Consider the following 18,914-nt stretch of genomic DNA (forward strand, 5'->3'; position numbering starts at 1 on the left):
CCAGTTTATGATCCTATGAAACTTCGGGTCGTCTTTGGCGATCGCGCGAGCATCGCATTCGAAGAGAAGACGCGAGCGCTCGCCGTGAGTTGCCGATCGATTCAATCAACCGCTTCACGCAATCGACCTCTTCAGATGCCCAACAACACACCCGAACCACAAGCCGTCTGTAATCCGATTTCCCGCAGCGCGATCTTCATCGTCGCCACCGTGGCGCGCGGCGAAGGAGCAGCCGATGTCGTGCGCTCATGGTGCGGCGACATCGCGGCGCTCGTGCGCGCGGTCGGCACGCGCGCGCCGACCGCGAACCTGTCCTGCGTATGCGGCTTCAGCGCCGATGCCTGGGACCTGCTCTTCGGCGCGCCCCGCCCCGCTTCGCTGCATCCGTTTCGCGAGTTCGGCTCGGGCGATCGCCGCGCGATCGGAACGCCCGGCGACATCCTCCTGCATATCCGCGCGGATCATATGGATCTGTGTTTCGAGCTCGCGTCGCAGATGCTCGACAAACTAGGCGATGCGGTCACGGTCGTCGATGAAGTGCATGGATTTCGTTACTTCGATCTGCGCGACATGGTGGGCTTCGTCGACGGCACCGAGAACCCGACAGGCAAGAGCGCGGCGCACTACACGATCGTCGATGACGAAGATCCCGGTTTCGCCGGAGGCAGCTATGTGATCGTGCAGAAGTATCTGCATAACCTGGGTGCGTGGAATGGCCTCACCGTCGAGCAACAGGAATTGATCATCGGACGCGAAAAGTTATCCGATGTCGAACTGGACGATTCTATCAAGCCATCCTGCTCGCATAGCTCGCTCACGACGATCGAGGAGAATGGCAAGGAAGTGAAGATCCTGCGGCATAACATGGCGTTCGGTCGTCCAGGTGCAAAGGAGTTCGGCACGTATTTCATCGGCTATGCGCGCACGCCCGCGCCAATCGAACAGATGCTCGAAAACATGTTCGTCGGCAGGCCGCCGGGAAATTACGACCGCTTGCTCGACTACAGCCGCGCGGTGACGGGCGGCCTGTTCTTTGTGCCGTCCACTGATTTGCTCGACGCGCTTCCCGACCGCGACCCAAATGCCGCGACATCTTCCGCCAGTGAGAACCCGCCTGAAGATGTCCGCGCAGGAACATTGAACATTGGCTCACTCAAAGGAAAATCACAAGATGAATAACTTGCATCGAGAGCTTGCGCCGATCTCGGGCGCGGCATGGTCGCAGATCGAAGCCGAAGTCGCGCGCACCTTCAAGCGCGCGCTCGCGGGGCGTCGCGTCGTCGACGTGAAGAGTCCGGGCGGCGCCGCGCTATCCGGTATCGGCACCGGACATCAGACGAGCGTCGCTTCGCCGAAGCAAGGCGTCGCGGCGAAGCTATACGAAGTGAAGCAACTCGTGCAACTCACCGTGCCGTTCACGCTGCAGCGCGAAGCGATCGACAGCGTGGAGCGCGGCTCGAACGACGGCGACTGGCAGCCCGCCAAGACCGCCGCGAACGAACTGGCGCTCGCGGAAGACAGCGCGATCTTCGACGGCTTCGCGGCCGCCGGCATCACGGGCATTCGCGAAGGCAGCTCGAATGCGCCGACGTTTCTGCCCACGGACGTCGCCGATTATCCCGCCGCCATTAGCCAGGCGCTCGAAAAGCTGCGGCTGGCCGGCGTCGACGGTCCCTACTCCGTGCTGCTCGGCGCGGATGCCTATACTGCACTCGCCGAAGCGAGCGATCAAGGTTATCCGGTCATCCAGCACATCAAGCGCATCGTGAGCGGCGATCTCGTATGGGCGCCCGCGCTTCAGGGCGGCTGCGTGCTCTCGACGCGTGGCGGCGATTTCGAACTGCATCTCGGGCAGGACTTGTCGATCGGTTATACGAGCCATACCGACACGGCCGTGCAGCTCTATCTGCGCGAAACGCTCACCTTCCTGATGCTGACGAGCGAGGCGTCCGTTTCCATCGCGGCGGGTGAATAGCAGCATCGGAAGACACATTTTCTTCATGGAGCACGATCATGCCCAGTCAATCAAGCGGCTTGAGCGACGAGTTCATCGCAAAGCAGCGCGAGCGTCTTCTCGCGCTGAAGCGCGAATTGCTCGCTGGCGAGGAAGGCACCGTCGCGAGCGAGCGTCGATTGCGGGAAGAGCGCGGTGACGAAGCCGAAGAGTACGAGGACGATGCGCAGCGCATGGAGCAGGACATCGCGAATCAGGCGTTGCGCAACGTGAACGATGGGCGCATCGGCGAGATCGAACGTGCGTTGCAGAAGATCGCAGAAGGCACGTATGGCCTTTCCGACGAAAGCGGCGTGCCCATTCCGAAAGCACGCCTCGACGTCATGCCCGAAGCCGTACTCACCGTCGAAGAACAGGAGAAGCGCGAAGCGGGCCAATGAGCTTGCGAGGCGTCCGCCTCAGTTGTCGAACGTGCCCCGGTACTCGGGCGCGGCGTCGCTGCGTGTATTCATTTCGAACATCACGCCGCCCGGCGCGCGGCAAAAGAAACGCGAGCCGCGCCCGTTGTTGAAGATGTCGGTCTCCATCGCCACGCCTTCCGACCTGAAGCGCTCGTAGAGGTCGCGCACGTCATCGAGGCTCGGCAATTCGAAGCCGACGTGAAACGCGCGCGGCCACGCCGGCGCGTCGTCGTTCGCGTGATCGATCACGACATCGAAGCCGGGACACTTGAGTATGTAGGAGCGGTCCCACGTTCCCGCTATCGTGAAGCCGAGATATTGCTCGAAGAAGCGCGCAGTCGCGGATGTATCGGCTGAAGGAAAACTGAGGTGATTGAGTTTCATGCTTTGGGTCGAGTCTTTCATTCGTCGGTCTCTCATGGATTGATGGGCGACGGCTGTGTGCCGTTACCGCCCGAGGACTTCAGAATATAAGCAAAAGCTCACATTCGACTACTCGCATTGCTGATAGCCGCCGAAAGCGCGCCGCGACGCCGCTTGCATCGTCGAGTCCGGTTCGATTGCTCGCATTTACGCGCCGCCACTTCTCGACATATAGCCGAAAACAGCGGCCCGAACGCGGCGTTCGAGGTTATCGAGGTCGCGCTCGCCGCGTTCGCCCGCTGCGTCGACCATGCCTTTGACGATGGCGAGCAGATCAGCCGCGGCCACATCGGGATACGGATGACGCGGCGCGGCACGACCGACGACCGTCTCGACCAACGCCTCCATTTCCCCCTTCGCGACTTCACCGCGCAACGCCGGACGCCCTTCCGCGATGTCGAGCAGGCGCGCGAGCATCGGACGCTGTAACTGCTGGCGCACGGACGCGCCGATCAGATATTCCAGCGCCGCCTTGCCGCTACGTTTGGTGAGCGCAATCGACGCGTCCTCGTAAAAGCGCGTGCTTTCACGGCGAATCAGCGCGACGACGAGCGCGTCCTTGCCCGGAAAGTATTGATAGAGCGAACCGATGCTGACGCCCGCGCGACGCGCGACCGCATTCGTGTTGAAGCCTTCGAAGCCGTCGCTTTCGAGCACCTGCGCCGCCGCCTCGACGATGGAAGACACCGTCGCTTCCGAGCGCGATTGCGCCGGCGCTTTTCGCAGGCGAAACGGTTTGTGCAATGGACGCTGGCTCATTCATTTCCTCTCGCGAATTGCTGCGCTGATTGTACAAAGCCCGGTCAAGCATGTTTCCAGTCGACCTGATAACCTCGTGCGAAATCTTATCGAAGGAGCGGGAAGCATGAGCGCATCGACCGAATACGTGCCGCCGGCCGTGTGGACCTGGACCAAGGAAAGCGGCGGACACTTCGCCAATATCAATCGGCCGATCTCCGGACCGACGCATGAAAAGGCGCTGCCGGTGGGCCGTCATCCATTGCAGCTCTATTCACTGGCCACGCCCAACGGCGTGAAAGTTACCGTGTTGCTCGAAGAGTTGCTTGCGCTCGGTCGTCGCGATGCCGAGTACGATGCGTGGCTCATTCGCATCGGCGATGGCGATCAGTTCGGCAGCGGCTTCGTCGAGGTCAATCCAAATTCGAAGATTCCCGCGCTTGTGGATCGCAGTGGCGCGACGCCCGTGCGCGTCTTCGAATCCGGCGCGATCCTGCTCTATCTCGCAGAAAAATTCGGCGCATTCGTGCCGACCGAGCCGGCCAAACGCGCCGAGTGTTTATCGTGGCTTTTCTGGCAGATGGGCAGCGCGCCCTATCTCGGCGGCGGATTCGGCCACTTCTATGCTTATGCGCCGAGCAAGATGGAATATCCGATCGATCGCTTTGCAATGGAAGTGAAGCGTCAACTCGACGTGCTCGACAAGCGTCTCGCGAATAGCACTTATATCGCGGGCGACGAATACACCATCGCGGATATAGCAATCTTTCCGTGGTACGGCGGCCTCGCTAACGGCTGGTTATACAACGCCGCCGAATTCCTCTCAGTGCATGAATACAAGCACGTGCGCCGCTGGGCCGACATGATCGGCGCGCGTCCCGCCGTGCAGCGCGGCCGCATGGTGAACCGGACTTTCGGCGAGCCTTCGAGCCAGTTGCATGAGCGCCATGACGCGTCCGATTTCGACACGCGCACGCAGGACAAGATCGCCGTGGAGAAGTAACGAATGGAACTGCGTTAGCGGCGCAACGCTCAATCATGCGGGAAGAAATCGACGAGAGCCGTCTAGCGAGTCGCTCGCCGTTGCAATAGACACCGCGCCAGTCGGCTCGATGAAATGCGATTCGTTGAGCACAATGCGTGCGGACCCTTGCGTCACGAAGAGCAAGCGGCATGTCGAAACGGGCACGGTGCGGGAGCCGTCGATAACCCTCAACGCCGCGACGCCGGCATCGCGGCGGACCATAACATTGAAATCTAGAACTGACTCGTCGAGCAGGCGGCCATGTAGTTTTCGTTCTCCCGCGAACGCGAGTGACGAAAATCGGCCGGCGACCGTATTCGAGACAGCGCCGTCCGATACATCGATCAGGTCCATGCCCGAACCCCGCAGGATCGCGAGGATTCTATCGATACCGGATAAACCGAGAACGCACCATCGGCATTCACATCGGCGACGCTCACGCGTAGCGCGAAGTTATCGGGATCGTTGCGCGCGGGGACTCTGAGCAAGTCGCGCGTCGTGCCTCGCCGCGTTCATGAAACCATGCGGCGCGCGTGCTTACCGATCACGTTGGTCAGGAGACGCACGATGGTCAACGCGGTCATGTTCCGCACGTCGAGCGCGGGATGATGCTCGACGAAGTCGATGCCCGCGAACTGTGTTTTCATGCAGAGATGCCGGATTTTGACGTCCGGTCTGTGCATAGGATTGATGCCTCAGAGTCCGCAGCGGCGCGGTCGTTGGCATCGATGGATTTAACCTTCTGAATATCCACACGCGACAGTTTGCGGAACCAGGCTCGCTTCTTTGAAAGGCTCACCGATGAAAAGCTAGATGGCAAAGCGGGCGCCTATCAAACCGATGTCAACTCAAAGCTGGCCATGCAAAGATATCGCCTGACATTCGAGGGAAGGAGCGTTTTTAAGTGCGGTAGACGTACACTCGCGTGCCAACGGGACTTGTCTCCCATAGTCGCTTCATGACAGCCTCCGAACCGACTCCCATACAGCCATGACTTGCACCCTCATATCCTTGGTTTTGAAAGTCATATGAGAGGTGAAAAGCCTCACCAGCGTGCTTATGGTGATCCTTATCCCACGAAATAAACATTGCATAGGGCATAGGTGTTCCATAAGTATTGGAAACGTGGTTACGGCTCTTATATGCAATATGACCATGACCTTCCCCCGTAGCATATCTTTCGCCGCGCGCATCTCCTGGGCGCACATGGTACGACCACTGCGCAGTGCCGTTTTTATACACAGTCGCGACATACGTAGTCTTATCTACGCAGATAATATGCTTGGCCTTAAAGCAAATAAAGGCGCGCTGTCGGGTGCCGATGCCGTATCAAAGCTGAAACCGGCTGGCAAAACGGGACCTGTCGTCTTACCGTCGTGAGGTTCGATAACCGGATTAACAGAGTATGAAGTACTGGCTTGAGCCTGAATCACGCGAATTGCATCTGCAACAGACAGACCTTTCCACGGATCTGGAGCCGGCGCGGGACCAGGCACCAACTCTTTAGCGGATAGGTCTGCCGCCGCCTTCGAAGGCATAACACTAACGCCTGCGGCCAACCCAACTGCAGCTAGGGCAGCAATAACGCCCACCGTACGCCATTGCCAATGGCGCGTACCCAGGCGAGAACTATTCACTCCTTTCTCCGCTCAATCGAAATCATATTAAGGTGGTCGCGCAGGAGATATTGCCGTAGGCATCCAGGCACAGATTCAAAACCGGGCGATAGCGAAGTCGTGCGCGGCTCATTTCCGGCCGCTGACCAGCCATGCAAAAGAACCACCCGACCGTGTCATATTTCGTTTTCGTGGGGATTTGCCTAAGGCGATAAATCAATTGAAGCGATACGGCTATCCAAGCTCTTGGTGGAATTATCGACTAACCTCTTCTGACCGTTCTGCGACATTTCGCAGCTTTTATGGTCATAATCATCGCCAAGTCGGCGGGCTTCACGATGCCGTCGGGCACGAACGCGACGTACTGTCGCGGAGCCGCCCCAGCACAGTTGTCACGTATACCGAATCGGACAGTCGTGCATGCGCAAGCTGCCCAGCGTGGCGATCCTCTATTTACGATCACGGAAGAAGAGTCGAGGTAACACACAGGGCGTCGCTATGGGACGCTATAGAGGAACCGTGCGCGATCACGTTGCCCGCGCCGTCGATCTGGCCCGCGAGCGGCTGTATGTCCACCGTGCCGCGCCCTGCGCCGCCCCGTCCTGACGCGCCGCCCCCACCCTGCCGAGGTACGCGGTGACGCATAGCGCAGCGCCACGCGCGTTCGCGCAACTACCGAAGCGCCTAGACCCGAGACAGCCGGCGCCGATGCATAAAATCGCACGAACGTCATCCGTTTTTTAAAAATGGTTTCTTCATTGCAGTGCGCAAAAACTGGATTGACGCCGCCCCGCTGATGCTGTCACGATTCGTAGGCCATACGATCCGCCATAACTTTTCGCGTCCGGTTTTGTAAGACGAATAGCGGATAGTTTGCAAATGAACTTGCTACAGCAGCCCTATAACGTGATAGCCGGCACACGGGAGAACGTCCATGCTGAACGCTCGGGTTGGCGCCAGGTCCGCGGATAACGTCCGGATCATTGCGGCTTTGGTCATGCTGGTGGCGGCGGGTTTTCTCGCGATCCGCATGGTCATCATCTATCACTATTCGCTCAGCTACGCGGCCGATCATCCAAAGGCCTTCAGCGATTTCAATTTCTACTATTACGCGTTCAGCAGCGTGCTGAATTCGCCGCACGATCCATCGCTCATCTATAACAACGAACATCTGGTTGCGTATCTGTCGACGCTCGGGGCCAATCTCGACGATATCCTGATCTATTGTTATCCCCCGCAGTTCGCGCTGATCTTTTCGCCATTCGCGCTATTGCCGTCGTTCGCCGCGAAGCTCGCCTGGGTCGCGATGTCTGTCGTACTGTGCATCATCGGCGCGGTGCTTCTCGCGAAGATGGCGTATCGCGGCGAAGACAAGCGCGTGACCGCACTGCTCATCGGCGTGACGCTGCTGAGCTTTCCGGTTCTGCATGACGCGTATCTCGGGCAATCGAATCAGCTTCTCTTCTTTCTTCTCGCGACGCCGTTCTTTCTGATCGAACGCGGCAATCGTTGGCTCGCGGGGCTCTTTCTCGCGTTCGCCGTCGTCTTCAAGGTGACGCCGCTCGCGATCGTCGGCTTGTTGCTCTTGGGGCGTGAATGGCGCACCGTGATATCGACGGGTGTCTGCGCCATAGCAATTACGCTCTTCACCGCGAGCCGGCTCGGCTTTCGCGTAATCTGGGAGTATCTGACCGTCGAGATCGGGCGCGCGCAGACGTATATCCTCGGCGCGGGCGGCTTGCCCGGCAACAGTTCGGTGCGCGGCGCATTGCAGACGATATCCGAAAAGCTCGGCACGCCCGCATCCGAAGCGACGCTTCACGCGACATCCACGATCTTCGCCGCGATCATTTGCGTGTTCGCGTGTTATCTCGTCTTCTTCCGCCGCCGCGACAGGCGCATGGACTACGCGCTCGCATGCATGACGATGCTCCTCGCCGCGCCAATCCTCGAACCGATCCACATGGTCGTCGCGTTGATTCCCATCGTGATTCTTATGGGCACGGCGCTTGAGAGCCACGACCTGCAACTGTCCGCGATCCCGCCGCGCATCGAAATGCTGCTTCTCGCGATTGCCGTGCTCCTGCTGTTCTTCATGGAGCGATCCGCGATGTACACGGTCTCCGCGCTAATTACCTACGTGCTGTGCGTGGCGCGCTATTTCGCGCCGGCTTCGGCACTCCGGCGCGATCGGCATGCGGAATCGGAAGGCCCAGGGTCGGTTCGCATTTAAGACAGCCATGCGGTTGCACCGTAAAGGGCCTTCGCACAGCACACAGGTCAATTCAAAGGCTTAACGCCGTCATCAGTTTTGTTTATCGCGTTTTCGAGCGCGATCATCTCATCATCGTGTGAAATTTGCTCCGCGACTTTGTGCCGGGCTCCGTCCCGCAAGGCTCGCGGCGATTCTAGCTGCAATAGCGGCGCACGGATAAGAAACCCGACAAACGAAACCACTTCCGGCATTTCTTTGGAAGTAGAAACGGCTGCGCGCAAAACCATAAATAGAAGAAGGGACCGTTCGAAAACTTGCCGTACACAAGATGTTTTTTCTGCTGTCCGGTTTACTTCTACATCAGAACAAAGTAACCTTTCCTCGCTGACTTAATCCCGGCAACGCACGCTCAGAGCGTAAAGCGTTTCGCGCCACCGTCAGAAATTTTGACGTCACCCAAGTTATATCGCTGCACCTGTTACCGACGATCAGCGCGACTCGAAGTCCGCGGATCATCATCGAGCGCTAGCCATTCCGAATGTATGTCGATCCCGCGCGCGGATTTGCTTTAGCGAATCTGCACTGGCTCGGCTCTTCCGGCGCATCCATCCGCGTCGGATATGGCACTCATCCTGAACACAATCATTCGGATTACTAAGCCATTCTTTCAACCATTCCTGATGTGCGCATCTCCGTTAGTTATGCAAATTGTTATGAAGAATAGAATCGCCTCTTTCATTCCCCGGTCCGTCGCGGCGGCCATCGTCGCAAGCATGATGCTTGCCGCCTGCGGCGGCAGCGACAACCCCGCCGACAGCGCCGCGACCGGCAAGAGCGCTGCATCGCCTAAGTCCACCGCGAAAGCCGCGAGCGGCAACGGTTCGATCTTCTATGGCGCGAATGGCCATAACAGCAACGGCGGCGCATACGACTTCACGAGCGTGCAGACGCAGCTTTCGCAACTGCAGGAAATGGGCGCGACGATCTATCGCAATGACGTGTACAGCCAGACATCGGCGAACATGGTTGCGAAGATCGCGAAGACGATGGAAGAAGGTGGCGTCACCATGTATCCGGTGATACTCATGAACCTAAACTACAACAGCGAGGACGAGGCCTACAAGGCAGGTTATACGCTCGGCCAGCAGACCGCCAACAGCTATCACTATAAGTACTACGAGGTCGGCAACGAGTTGGAAGCGAAGGCGCTCATCGGCGATGTCGACGGCACCGTCTGGTATCAGTACAACAACTGGTCGTACACGCTCGCGCGCGGCGCGATACGCGGAATGATTGCAGGCGTGAAGTCGGTCGATGGTTCCGCGAGGATCGTGCTTGGCGGCACGTGGTTGCACACCGCTTTCTTCCAGATGCTCGCCGACGGTTCGCAACCCGACGGCACCTGGGGTCATCCGGCCGTGACCTGGGACGTCACGTCGTGGCACTGGTATTCGAATCAGGGCGACATGACGCACGCATGCGGCGGCACGGGATGCCATGACGTGCTTCAGTTTCTGCACGACATGGGCAGACCGGTCTGGATCAACGAGTTCGGCGTGCGCCCCGAACTGGGCTCGTACAGCCAGATCGCGACCTACATGACCGGCAGCCTGATGATGACGCAGTTCGCGAGCCTTGCGTCGAAGTACAACATCCAGTCGATTCAGGCCTTCGAACTCTATGACGACAGCGAAGGCGCATACGGTCTTCTCGAAGCCGACGGCGTCACGAAGAAAGCAGCGTATTGGGCATACAAGGACTTCGTGCAGAACAACCCGATGTGATTCCATCGGCGGTAAGAAACGGAAAGGCGGGCACGTTCAAGCATTGTCGCGAAGGCGTCGTTATTGCGGCTTTGCAGAACCCGATAACAACAAGGCCAGCGATGCAGATCAACAGTGCTACCACCGCCGCCTATTCGAACGCCGATACGCCTTCACCGCGCCGCCTTTCCCCTGCTGATAACACGGCCGACGATACCGCCGTCGCACAGCAAACAGACCAGCCGTCATCGGTGAAATCATTCGCTTATGGCGCGCTCGGCCTCGAACGCCCGGAAGTACAGGCAACCGATACGAACGGCTTCTATACCGCGGGCAAATGGGTGGCGGCGGCCGCGACCATCGGCGGCATCGTGTCCCTGTTCGTTTGATGCGCGCTTGACGCATTCCTTCGCGAATTAATACCTCGAAATAACTCGCTGGTTTGGCGCTTTGCTCCGCATATCGAATGGCGGCGCATCGCGGGAAGATATCGATGCGTGATGTCCGCAGACACGCCGCTCATCTTCTTTCGACACGACGCCAAGTTCATGCAAGCTCGATCTTCACTCGAACGCCGCTTCCCCTCCCTGCGCCGCGCGCTCCTCGCCGTGTCGCTCATGTTGCCGATGCTGTTTCACGCTGAAGCACGATGACCGCGACGATCGAAGCACCGAACACGATGCGTGTGCGCATCGTGCGCTAAGCCCGAGCGATAGCAAGGATATGTTCTGCAAGCTCTTCGCTCGTGCGCTCCTTGCCATCGGCGCAAGCGCGCTTTCCGGCTGCACGTGGACGCTGATCACGGCCGCCGATGCCGCAGGCTCGCTCGTCCAAGCGGGCTTCACGGTCGCTTCGAACTATTCGTCGCCGACATCGGTGACGGGCTCGCCCGCCGCGCTGCAATCCGTGTGCATCGAACTGAATCAGAGTGTCGCGACCGGCGACTTCGTGCCCGCGCTGCAGGTCGCGTTGCAGCGGCGCGGCGTGAACTCGGCGGTCTATAACCCTGGCACGTCGCCGCCCGGTTGCGAGGCGATGTTCGTCTACGCCGCGACCACAAGCTGGAACAAGCGCGCGTTCGGCAGCGAGCCGATGCCGTATCTGTCGGCGATAGATCTGACAATCGTGCGGCAAGGACAGATTCTCGTAACCGCGCGCTACGACACCAATGGTCTGAACATGGACCGCTTCGCGAGCGCGCGGCAAAAGCTCGATGCGCTGGTCGACCGCATGGTGGTCTCGCGCACACAGTGAAGAGCGCTTTCCTTACGGCATCTTTCCGATGCGATTTCACGCGTGCAAGCGGTGCTAATCTGCCGACGCAGTAGTTGTTGACCGATCCCTCTTGCGGCTCGCCATCGTTTTTCTGGCGAGTCGCCTTTTTTCATCACATGATTCCGGTCGTCCGCTCGCGAAGCGGATGCCAACAGCGCATGCGCAGCCCTGCGTCGCGTATTCCACTACGAAGCGAGCGCCACTGCGCCGCGCCGTTTCCGACACCGTCCGCTCACGGACACATCACACTCGCCGCTACGTTCGATCCCGAGGTCGACGAACCGTTTTCGAACGATCTCGTAGTTCATCCATACAACCGGCGGCAAGCAATCGTCGCTTTGCGACAGGAATGCTAGGATCTCTACTTTCAAGTGGTAGGACCAGTGAGGCGAACCATGCTCGATAACAATCAGGAAGACGCATTGCAGATCGCCGACGTCGTCGCCGGGCGCATCGAAAGCCTGATCGTCGACGGCGTGCTCAAGCCGGGTCAGGCGCTGCCTTCCGAGCGGCGTCTGACAGCAAAACTGGGCGCGTCACGCTCGGCTGTGCGAGAAGGCCTGAAGGTGCTGCGCACGCGCGGCATCATCGAGACCTCGCACGGACGCGGCTCGTTCGTCGCCGCGCTGACGACACAACCCGCGCTCACACCGATGATGCATCTGCTCGGCTCGCAGCCGCGCACGCTTTACGACATCTTCGAAGTGCGGGAGATGCTCGAAGCGGAATCGGCGCGTCTGGCCGCACTGCGCGGCACGCAGGCGGATTTCGCATTGATCACGCGGCGATATGAGGAGATGCTCGCCGCAAACGAAAGCGACGTGGCCGATTCGACTCGCGCGCGGCTCGATTACAATTTTCATCTTTCGATCAGCGAGGCGTCGCACAACCCGGTTCTCGTCCACACGCTGAGTTCGCTCACCGATCTGCTGCTCAGTTCCGTCTTCGCTTCGGTGAACAACCTCTACCATCGCGAGGCGCAGAAACGCGTCATCGACAAGCAGCACGCCCGTCTCTACAAGGCGGTCCTCGGCAAGCAGCCCGAGCAGGCGCGCAGGGCAGCGGCCACGCACATCACCACGACGACCGTGTGCATGCGGGAAATCGAGGCGGAGGAACAGCGTCTGGTGCGCGCGACGCTGCGTCTGAAGGGCTGGGAATGACCGCGGCCCGGCGCGCGTTGCACAGGCGTGCGCGAACGCGGACGTCCGCATCGTCGTTGATTCACGCGTGACGATTCGCCTGGCACGACAAAAATAAGTGGTCGGACCAGTGGTTCGAGCTCTCGACAGTCTCTTACTGGCACGGAACAATGCGCAGCAGCATAGCCAGTAGCGGCATAAGCCGCACGATTCAGGAGACTTGATGATGAACCCGCACAGCCCGACAGGCGCTCAAACCGCAACCGCCGAATTCGAAAACGCGACCTACGCGAAAGTAGCCTGGCGGCTCTTGCCCTTCCTTTTCATCTGCTACGTCGCGGCCTATCTGGATCGCGTGAACGTCGGCTTCGCGAAGTTGCAGATGCTCAATGACCTGAAGTTCAGCGAGTCGGTGTACGGGCTCGGCGCGGGGATTTTCTTCATCGGCTATTTCATCTTCGAAGTGCCGAGCAACATCCTCTTGCATCGCGTGGGCGCGCGCGTGTGGATCAGCCGCATCATGGTGACGTGGGCCGTGGTGTCGGCGGCGTCGCTCTTCGTGAAGACGCCCGCGATGTTCTATACGCTGCGCTTTTTGCTCGGCGTCGCCGAGGCCGGATTCTTTCCGGGCATCGTGCTGTATCTCACGTACTGGTTTCCGGGCACGCGACGCGGCCGTATGAACGCGCTCTTCATGATCGGCATTCCGGTGGCGGGCGTGGTCGGCGGTCCGTTGTCGGGCTGGATCATGCAGGCGTTCAACGACATACAGGGCCTGTCGAACTGGCAATGGCTCTTTCTGATCGAAGCAGCGCCCTCGCTCGTGCTCGGCATCATGACGCTGTTCATGCTGCCCAACGGCATTCGCGCGGCGTCATGGCTGAGCGAACAGCAAAAGCAGCTTCTCGAAGACAACATCGCACGCGAAGAGCCCGCCGGCGCGGACCATTCGCTCAAGCACATCGTGTCGAACGGCCGGGTCTGGCGTCTCGCCGCGATCTACTTCTGCTGCATGATGGGTCTGTACGGCGCGAGCTTCTATCTGCCGACGCTCATCAAGACGGCGGGCGTGAAGGACGCGCTCGACATCGGCCTCTACACCGCGATTCCCTATGCAGTCGCAATGGTGTCGATGATCCTCGTCGCGCGCTCTTCCGACCGTCGCAACGAGCGCCGCTGGCATCTCGCGCTGGCGGCCGTCGCTGCCGCGGCGGGCTTCTATGCAAGCACGCTCCACACGGGCAACCTGGCGCTCGCGCTGGTCACGCTGTCGGTCGGCACGGCGGGCGTGTTGTCGATGATGCCGGTCTTCTGGACCTATCCGAGCAGCGTCATGACCGGCACCGCCGCCGCAGCGGGCATCGCGATGATCAATTCGATCGGCAATCTCGCGGGCTTCGTGAGTCCGTCGATCATCGGCTGGATGAAGGACGTCACGCACAGCACGAACGCCGGTCTGGTCGTCGTCGCGGGCGCGCTCGTCGTCGGCGCGGTGTTGACGCTCACGCAGCGCGCGACGGCTACGTCACCGTCCGAGCCTTCGTCGTCGGAACCGCGTCGCGCGTGAGGTCATCATGTCCGCCACCGCTCCTTCCGCGCTCCCGTTCGGCACGTCGCGCACGAGCCTGCTCGCATCGCTCGGCGACATCGCCGGCACGCAAAACGTGCTCACCGGCGACGCGCAAACGCGCCGCTATCGCACCGGCTATCGCTTCGGCAGCGGCCGCGTGCTGGCGGTCGTGCGGCCCGGCACGCTCGTCGAACAATGGCGCGTGCTCGCCGCATGCGTCGCCGCGCGCGCGATCGTCATCACGCAGGCATCGAACACCGGTCTGACGGGCGGCTCGACGCCCGACGGCGACGACTACGATCGCGATATCGTCATCGTCAGCACGACGCGCATCAGGCGCGTGCATCTGATCCGAGACGGCAAGCAGGTGGTCTGCATCGGCGGCGCGACGCTCGATCAACTCGAACGCGCGCTGAAGCCGCTCGGACGCGAGCCGCATTCGGTGATCGGCTCGTCGTGCATCGGCGCGTCGGTGCTGGGCGGCATCAGCAACAACTCGGGCGGCTCGCTCGTGCATCGCGGCCCGGCCTATACGGAGATGGCCGTGTTCGCCGCCGTCGATGCATCGGGCGTGCTGCGCCTCGTGAATCATCTGGGCATCGATCTGGGCAGCACGCCCGACGAGATTCTGTCGCGCATCGAGAACGGCACGTTCACCGAAGCCGACGTTCGCGATGGCGCGGCTGCGTCGGATCACGAATACGCCACCCATGTGCGCGATATCGATGCCGCCACGCCCGCGCGCTTCAACGCCGATACGCGGCGTCTGTTCGAAGCATCGGGCTCGGCGGGCAAGGTGATGACCTTCGCGGTGCGCCTCGACACGTTCGCGGCGGAGCAAGGCGCAAAAGTGTTCTACGTCGGCACGAACGATACGAGCGTGCTCACCGATATCCGCCGCCACGCGCTCGCGAACTTCACGCATCTGCCGATCGCGGGCGAGTATCTGCATCGCGATGCGTTCGATGTCGCGAAGAAGTATGGCAAGGACCTGTTCCTCATCATCGACAAGTTCGGCACGCAGCGGCTGCCGCTCTTCTTCGGCCTGAAGACGCGTTGCGACGCATGGTTCGAGCGCCTCGCCTTCACGCCGAAGCATATGAGCGATCGCGTGCTGCAATGGCTCAGCGAGCGTCTTCCGGAACATCTGCCCGCGCGGATCGTGGCGTATCGCGAAGCGTATGAGCATCATTTGATGCTGAAGGTGCCGGCGGCGGGCATCGACGAAGCGCGCGCGTTCCTGGCGAAGCGTTTCGCGGACGGCGGCGGCGCATATTTCGAATGCACCGATGAAGAAGGCCGCAAAGCCTTTTTGCATCGCTTCGCGGCGGCGAGCGCGGCGGTGCGCTATCGCGCGGTGCATCATCGCGAAGTCGAGGATATCGTCGCGCTCGATATCGCGCTACGACGCAACGATCGCGACTGGTTCGAGCGGCTGCCGGAGAAGATCGAGCGTCCGATCATATTGAAGCTGTATTACGGGCACTTTCTGTGTCACGTGTTTCACCAGGACTACATCGTCAGCAAGGGCAACGACTGCATGGCGCTGGAGCACGAGATGCTCGAATTGCTCGATGAGCGCGGTGCCGAGTATCCCGCCGAGCATAACGTCGGACATCTCTATGAAGCGAAGCCGCAGCTCGCCGAGTTCTACAAGCAGATCGATCCGTGCAACTGCTTTAATCCCGGCATAGGCAAGACATCGAAATTCGCGGCGTATCGGGATGATGCGGTCGAGGCGACAACTTAAGCGATCAGCTTCGCCCGCAGCATCGCCACGTCCGCGGTGCTTACCGACAAGCCTTGCGCGAGATAGTTGTTCAACGTGCAGAACCCGTCATGCATCTCGTCGAACGCCGCTTCGATCGTCGCGCTTTGCGCCCGATAAAGCGGCGCGACGGTCTGCACATTCGTTCCGAGGCGCGCCGCATGCGCCTTCATGCGCGCGTCGATCTGCGTCTGCGCCGCGGTGTTCGTCAGCAGATAGTCCTGGATGATCACATCGAGCGGCACGTCGGCGATGGCGAGCAGCAGCGCCGCCGCCCAGCCCGTGCGATCCTTGCCCGCCGTGCCGTGAATCACCTGTGCGCCCGACACGCGCGCGAGCCGCGTCAACAACGAGCCGAACTGCAAACGCGCGGCCGGGTCCGTCACGAGTTGACGCTGCCGTGCGCTCATCCATGCGCTCGCGGCCGCCGCATCGACGGGCATCACGCCGGATGCGTCGAGCGGCGCGACCTCGTGCGTCTCGCGCACCGCATTCGCCGGCACGCGATCGGGCGCAAGCGATGCCTCGGCCACTACGCGAAGATCATGCACCGCCCGCAGCGACAAACGCGCGAGCAACGCAGCGCCGGCATCGTCGGGCGTGAGCGCGCCCGAGCGATAAAACACGCCGCGCCGCAAGCGCCCGCCATCGACGGTCGGATAGCCTTCGCCCACGCCGGCCACATCGCGGAAATTTTCGACCGTGGAGAGCTGCGGCGTCTCCGTCACGTTTTGATCTTCGCCCGCGCCGCCGCACGCCGAGAGCAGCGCGCTCGCGCCGAACGTGGTCGAAAGCAACGCGACGCGCGCGCCGCCACGAATGAAAGCGCGGCGCGACAAAGGCGTCGGACACATGGACGAAGCAGGCATCATGTTTCTTCAAAGGGAATGACGATGCGCACGATCAGCCCGCCGCCCTCGGCATTGCTGACCTCGCAGCGACCGCGTTGCTCGCGCGCCAGACGTTCGACGATGGTGAGTCCGAGCCCGCAATGCCCGTTGCCGCCGCGCGCGGGATCGAGCCGCACGAAGGGGCGCAGCGCTTCGTCCATGCGCTCGTCGGGAATGCCGGGTCCGTGGTCGCGCACTTCGATCAACCATTCGCCGTCTCGCCGCGCGGTGCGAATCTCGACAGGCGGCTCGCCGTATTCGAGCGCGTTGTCGACGAGATTGGTCATCAGCCGGTCGATGAAGGTGCGCGGCAAGCTGAACGCATCGCCCGCTTCGAGCGACAGCGCGAACAACGGAACGTCGCCGTCCTCGGGCGATGCGAACTGCTCGGCGATGAACGCATCCACACGGGTCGTCGCGCTCTCCGCAGACGACCGTCCCGCGAATTCGAGAAACTGCTGCACGATGCGCGTCATCGAATCGATATCGCGCAGAAAATTCGCGCGCTCGCGCTCGTCCTTCGCGAGCACGCTCGCGCGCAGCGACAGGCGCGTGAGCGGCGCCTTCAGATCGTGCGCGATGCCGGCGAGCATCACGGCGCGGTCGTCGTCGGCGTCGGTGAGTTTTTTCATCATCTGATTGAACGCGCCGATCAGTTCGCGCAATTCGCGCGGACCGTTTTCCTCGACGGGCACCGGCCGCTCGCCGCCACCGAAGCGCCGCGCGGCCTGCGCGACGCGCGTGAGCGGCCGCTGCAATTGCCACGTCCCGATGAGCGAGAGCACGAGCGCGCCCGCGAGCAGCACGACGCCTTCGGTGATGAACGGCGCGGGCGGCGGCAAGTCGATCGGCGCGACGATCCACACGTTGCTCGACGGATAGCGCACCCATAGCCGCGATTTGTTGTGGCCGTCGATATCGATCGCGATCCGCGTTCCGGGCGGCAGCCGGCCGGCGAGCTGGCGCGCGAGATGTCCGTGGCGCGTCTTCGCGGGATCGCGCAGCGTCAGCGGCTCGGGCATGTTCCACACGGGCACGATATGCACGCGCGTCTCGCGCATGAGCCGCCCGCCGAGCGCGACGTCGTTATGCGCGGCCTCCAGCACGATGAGCAACGCACGCGCGTAACCATCGGCCTCCTTGTGCGGACCCTGCACATGGAGAATCGCGAACCATCCGCCCTGCAGCGCGAGCAGCACGCAGATCGACACGATCGCCATGCGTCCGAACAGCGAATCGATGAAACCGCGCACTCTCCGCGCGGATTGCCAGAAACCCGAACGCATGCGACTCAGGCTCCGATCCAGTCGGATGCGGGATCGTCCGCATCGGGCACGAACACGTAGCCCTGCCCGCGCACGGTTTGCACATGGCGCGGATGCGACGGATCGGCTTCGATGAGGCGGCGCAAGCGCCAGATCGGCACATCGAGGCCGCGATCGCGAAAAGGCAGGTCGTCGCGATGCACGAGATCGTGGATCAGCACGCGCGACAGCACCTTGTACGGGTTCTTGACGAAGACCTTGAGCAGCGCGAATTCGCTGTCGCGCAGCGCGATGCGCTCGTCGCCGCGCAACAGCGAGCGCGATACGAAATCGACTTCGAAGCGCCCGAAACGCTCGCGCGGCGCGGGCTCCGGACGGCTCGGCGCAGCCGTGCGCCGCCGCAGCACCGCTTCGATGCGCGCGAGCAGCTCATGCGGATCGAAAGGCTTGGCGAGATAGTCGTCCGCGCCCGATTGCAGTCCCGCGATTTTTTGCGCAACGCTGTCGCAACCGGTCACGAAGATCACCGGAATGTCCTCGCCCGCCGCGCGCAGATCGCGCAGCGCGCGCAGGCCGTCGGTGTCCGGCATCATGATGTCGAGCACGACGATGGACGGACGTTCGAGCTCCAGACGCCGACGCAACCCGGCGCCATCGTGCAGCACGGAAACGTCGATGCCTTGCTCGTTGAAAAAGCGGCGCAGCAGATCGCGCACCGCGGGATCGTCGTCGACGATGAGAACCGATGTAGCCATCCCAAAATTCTATTCGTACACAATTGCCTTACAGCGCCTCACGCGCGCGGCGCTA

18 protein-coding genes and 1 pseudogene are annotated in these 18,914 nt (G+C 61.3%); 11 read left to right on the top strand and 8 right to left on the bottom strand.

What is annotated here, in order from left to right:
- Window positions 1-135 precede the first annotated feature (135 nt).
- The 3 genes from AWB82_RS17795 to AWB82_RS17805 are packed head-to-tail and all read left to right on the top strand — an operon-like array spanning window position 136 to window position 2,394.
- Window positions 136-1,179 (top strand): Dyp-type peroxidase, encoded by a 1,044-nt coding sequence (locus AWB82_RS17795; RefSeq protein ID WP_086969577.1) that lies wholly within the window; start codon window positions 136-138, stop codon window positions 1,177-1,179.
- Window positions 1,172-1,975: a family 1 encapsulin nanocompartment shell protein gene (locus tag AWB82_RS17800; RefSeq protein ID WP_086969461.1), complete on the top strand. Its 804-nt coding sequence runs from the start codon at window positions 1,172-1,174 to the stop codon at window positions 1,973-1,975. The genes AWB82_RS17795 and AWB82_RS17800 overlap by 8 nt, the downstream gene beginning before the upstream one ends.
- Window positions 1,976-2,013: 38 nt before the next feature.
- Window positions 2,014-2,394 carry a TraR/DksA family transcriptional regulator gene (locus AWB82_RS17805; protein ID WP_086969462.1) on the top strand — a complete coding sequence of 127 codons (381 nt, stop codon included), beginning with the start codon at window positions 2,014-2,016 and terminating at the stop codon, window positions 2,392-2,394.
- Between the two features lie 18 nt (window positions 2,395-2,412).
- On the opposite strand, the gene AWB82_RS17810 is transcribed toward AWB82_RS17805, so the two are convergent.
- Together AWB82_RS17810 and AWB82_RS17815 are read right to left on the bottom strand one after the other, a co-directional pair.
- Window positions 2,413-2,799: a VOC family protein gene (locus AWB82_RS17810; RefSeq protein ID WP_086969579.1), complete on the bottom strand. Its 387-nt coding sequence runs from the start codon at window positions 2,797-2,799 to the stop codon at window positions 2,413-2,415.
- Window positions 2,800-2,985: 186 nt separating this feature from the next.
- The gene (locus AWB82_RS17815) at window positions 2,986-3,597 is read right to left on the bottom strand and encodes a TetR/AcrR family transcriptional regulator (protein ID WP_086969463.1); all 612 of its coding nucleotides are present in this window, start codon (window positions 3,595-3,597) and stop codon (window positions 2,986-2,988) included.
- A gap of 106 nt (window positions 3,598-3,703) precedes the next feature.
- Between AWB82_RS17815 and yghU the strand changes: the two genes are divergently transcribed.
- On the top strand, window positions 3,704-4,579 hold the full coding sequence (yghU, locus tag AWB82_RS17820) for a glutathione-dependent disulfide-bond oxidoreductase (protein WP_086969464.1): 876 nt from the start codon (window positions 3,704-3,706) through the stop codon (window positions 4,577-4,579).
- Window positions 4,580-4,612: 33 nt separating this feature from the next.
- On the opposite strand, the pseudogene AWB82_RS17825 reads toward yghU, so the two are convergent.
- The 3 genes and pseudogenes from AWB82_RS17825 to AWB82_RS39175 all read right to left on the bottom strand — a co-directional run bounded on the left by AWB82_RS17825 (window position 4,613) and on the right by AWB82_RS39175 (window position 5,923).
- A pseudogene (locus AWB82_RS17825) lies at window positions 4,613-5,088 on the bottom strand (HutD/Ves family protein).
- Window positions 5,089-5,112: 24 nt separating this feature from the next.
- Window positions 5,113-5,247 (bottom strand): hypothetical protein, encoded by a 135-nt coding sequence (locus tag AWB82_RS38840; RefSeq protein ID WP_268811030.1) that lies wholly within the window; start codon window positions 5,245-5,247, stop codon window positions 5,113-5,115.
- A 253-nt stretch (window positions 5,248-5,500) separates the two neighbouring features.
- Window positions 5,501-5,923, bottom strand: coding sequence for a L,D-transpeptidase (locus tag AWB82_RS39175; RefSeq protein WP_086969467.1), 423 nt, complete (start codon window positions 5,921-5,923; stop codon window positions 5,501-5,503).
- A gap of 1,227 nt (window positions 5,924-7,150) precedes the next feature.
- Here AWB82_RS39175 and AWB82_RS17840 point away from each other — a divergent pair.
- From AWB82_RS17840 to dld, 7 genes are all read left to right on the top strand, one after another.
- Entirely contained in the window at window positions 7,151-8,449 is a 1,299-nt protein-coding gene (locus tag AWB82_RS17840; protein ID WP_235023336.1) for a glycosyltransferase family 87 protein, read from the top strand.
- A gap of 695 nt (window positions 8,450-9,144) precedes the next feature.
- Complete coding sequence (locus AWB82_RS17850) at window positions 9,145-10,215, top strand: lipopolysaccharide biosynthesis protein (RefSeq protein ID WP_235023337.1); 1,071 nt, start codon at window positions 9,145-9,147, stop codon at window positions 10,213-10,215.
- Between the two features lie 101 nt (window positions 10,216-10,316).
- A complete protein-coding gene (locus tag AWB82_RS17855; protein ID WP_086969473.1) occupies window positions 10,317-10,583 on the top strand; it encodes a hypothetical protein in 267 nt (88 codons plus the stop codon).
- Between the two features lie 334 nt (window positions 10,584-10,917).
- Window positions 10,918-11,448 carry a hypothetical protein gene (locus tag AWB82_RS17860; RefSeq protein ID WP_086969475.1) on the top strand — a complete coding sequence of 177 codons (531 nt, stop codon included), beginning with the start codon at window positions 10,918-10,920 and terminating at the stop codon, window positions 11,446-11,448.
- Between the two features lie 416 nt (window positions 11,449-11,864).
- On the top strand, window positions 11,865-12,632 hold the full coding sequence (gene glcC / locus AWB82_RS17865; RefSeq protein WP_086969477.1) for a transcriptional regulator GlcC: 768 nt from the start codon (window positions 11,865-11,867) through the stop codon (window positions 12,630-12,632).
- 205 nt (window positions 12,633-12,837) lie between these two features.
- Window positions 12,838-14,178 (top strand): MFS transporter, encoded by a 1,341-nt coding sequence (locus AWB82_RS17870; RefSeq protein WP_086969583.1) that lies wholly within the window; start codon window positions 12,838-12,840, stop codon window positions 14,176-14,178.
- Window positions 14,179-14,185: 7 nt separating this feature from the next.
- Window positions 14,186-15,931, top strand: coding sequence for a D-lactate dehydrogenase (dld, locus tag AWB82_RS17875; RefSeq protein ID WP_086969479.1), 1,746 nt, complete (start codon window positions 14,186-14,188; stop codon window positions 15,929-15,931).
- Here the strand turns inward: dld and AWB82_RS17880 are convergent.
- Genes AWB82_RS17880 through AWB82_RS17890 form a run of 3 tightly spaced genes read right to left on the bottom strand, consistent with a single transcriptional unit; the run spans window position 15,928 to window position 18,859 of the window.
- Window positions 15,928-16,818 carry a tyrosine-protein phosphatase gene (locus AWB82_RS17880; RefSeq protein WP_235023338.1) on the bottom strand — a complete coding sequence of 297 codons (891 nt, stop codon included), beginning with the start codon at window positions 16,816-16,818 and terminating at the stop codon, window positions 15,928-15,930. The genes dld and AWB82_RS17880 overlap by 4 nt on opposite strands.
- On the bottom strand, window positions 16,818-18,125 hold the full coding sequence (locus tag AWB82_RS17885; protein ID WP_086969483.1) for an ATP-binding protein: 1,308 nt from the start codon (window positions 18,123-18,125) through the stop codon (window positions 16,818-16,820). The genes AWB82_RS17880 and AWB82_RS17885 overlap by 1 nt, the downstream gene beginning before the upstream one ends.
- A 5-nt stretch (window positions 18,126-18,130) precedes the next feature.
- The gene (locus tag AWB82_RS17890) at window positions 18,131-18,859 is read right to left on the bottom strand and encodes a response regulator (protein WP_086969485.1); all 729 of its coding nucleotides are present in this window, start codon (window positions 18,857-18,859) and stop codon (window positions 18,131-18,133) included.
- Window positions 18,860-18,914 lie beyond the last annotated feature (55 nt).

It is taken from the genome of Caballeronia glebae (genome assembly GCF_001545035.1).
In the GTDB taxonomy this organism is placed as follows: Bacteria; Pseudomonadota; Gammaproteobacteria; order Burkholderiales; family Burkholderiaceae; genus Caballeronia; species Caballeronia glebae.

Coding starts and splice junctions, on each gene's coding strand:
- AWB82_RS17850 (WP_235023337.1), top strand. CDS start 9,145: ATGAAGAATAGAATCGCCTCTTTCATTCCCCGGTCCGTCGCGGCGGCC.
- AWB82_RS17860 (WP_086969475.1), top strand. CDS start 10,918: ATGTTCTGCAAGCTCTTCGCTCGTGCGCTCCTTGCCATCGGCGCAAGC.
- AWB82_RS17800 (WP_086969461.1), top strand. CDS start 1,172: ATGAATAACTTGCATCGAGAGCTTGCGCCGATCTCGGGCGCGGCATGG.
- AWB82_RS17880 (WP_235023338.1), bottom strand. CDS start 16,818: ATGCCTGCTTCGTCCATGTGTCCGACGCCTTTGTCGCGCCGCGCTTTC.
- dld (WP_086969479.1), top strand. CDS start 14,186: ATGTCCGCCACCGCTCCTTCCGCGCTCCCGTTCGGCACGTCGCGCACG.
- glcC (WP_086969477.1), top strand. CDS start 11,865: ATGCTCGATAACAATCAGGAAGACGCATTGCAGATCGCCGACGTCGTC.
- AWB82_RS17815 (WP_086969463.1), bottom strand. CDS start 3,597: ATGAGCCAGCGTCCATTGCACAAACCGTTTCGCCTGCGAAAAGCGCCG.
- AWB82_RS17890 (WP_086969485.1), bottom strand. CDS start 18,859: ATGGCTACATCGGTTCTCATCGTCGACGACGATCCCGCGGTGCGCGAT.
- AWB82_RS17840 (WP_235023336.1), top strand. CDS start 7,151: ATGCTGAACGCTCGGGTTGGCGCCAGGTCCGCGGATAACGTCCGGATC.
- AWB82_RS17885 (WP_086969483.1), bottom strand. CDS start 18,125: ATGCGTTCGGGTTTCTGGCAATCCGCGCGGAGAGTGCGCGGTTTCATC.
- AWB82_RS17795 (WP_086969577.1), top strand. CDS start 136: ATGCCCAACAACACACCCGAACCACAAGCCGTCTGTAATCCGATTTCC.
- AWB82_RS17805 (WP_086969462.1), top strand. CDS start 2,014: ATGCCCAGTCAATCAAGCGGCTTGAGCGACGAGTTCATCGCAAAGCAG.
- AWB82_RS17870 (WP_086969583.1), top strand. CDS start 12,838: ATGAACCCGCACAGCCCGACAGGCGCTCAAACCGCAACCGCCGAATTC.
- AWB82_RS17855 (WP_086969473.1), top strand. CDS start 10,317: ATGCAGATCAACAGTGCTACCACCGCCGCCTATTCGAACGCCGATACG.
- AWB82_RS17810 (WP_086969579.1), bottom strand. CDS start 2,799: ATGAAACTCAATCACCTCAGTTTTCCTTCAGCCGATACATCCGCGACT.
- AWB82_RS38840 (WP_268811030.1), bottom strand. CDS start 5,247: ATGAAAACACAGTTCGCGGGCATCGACTTCGTCGAGCATCATCCCGCG.
- yghU (WP_086969464.1), top strand. CDS start 3,704: ATGAGCGCATCGACCGAATACGTGCCGCCGGCCGTGTGGACCTGGACC.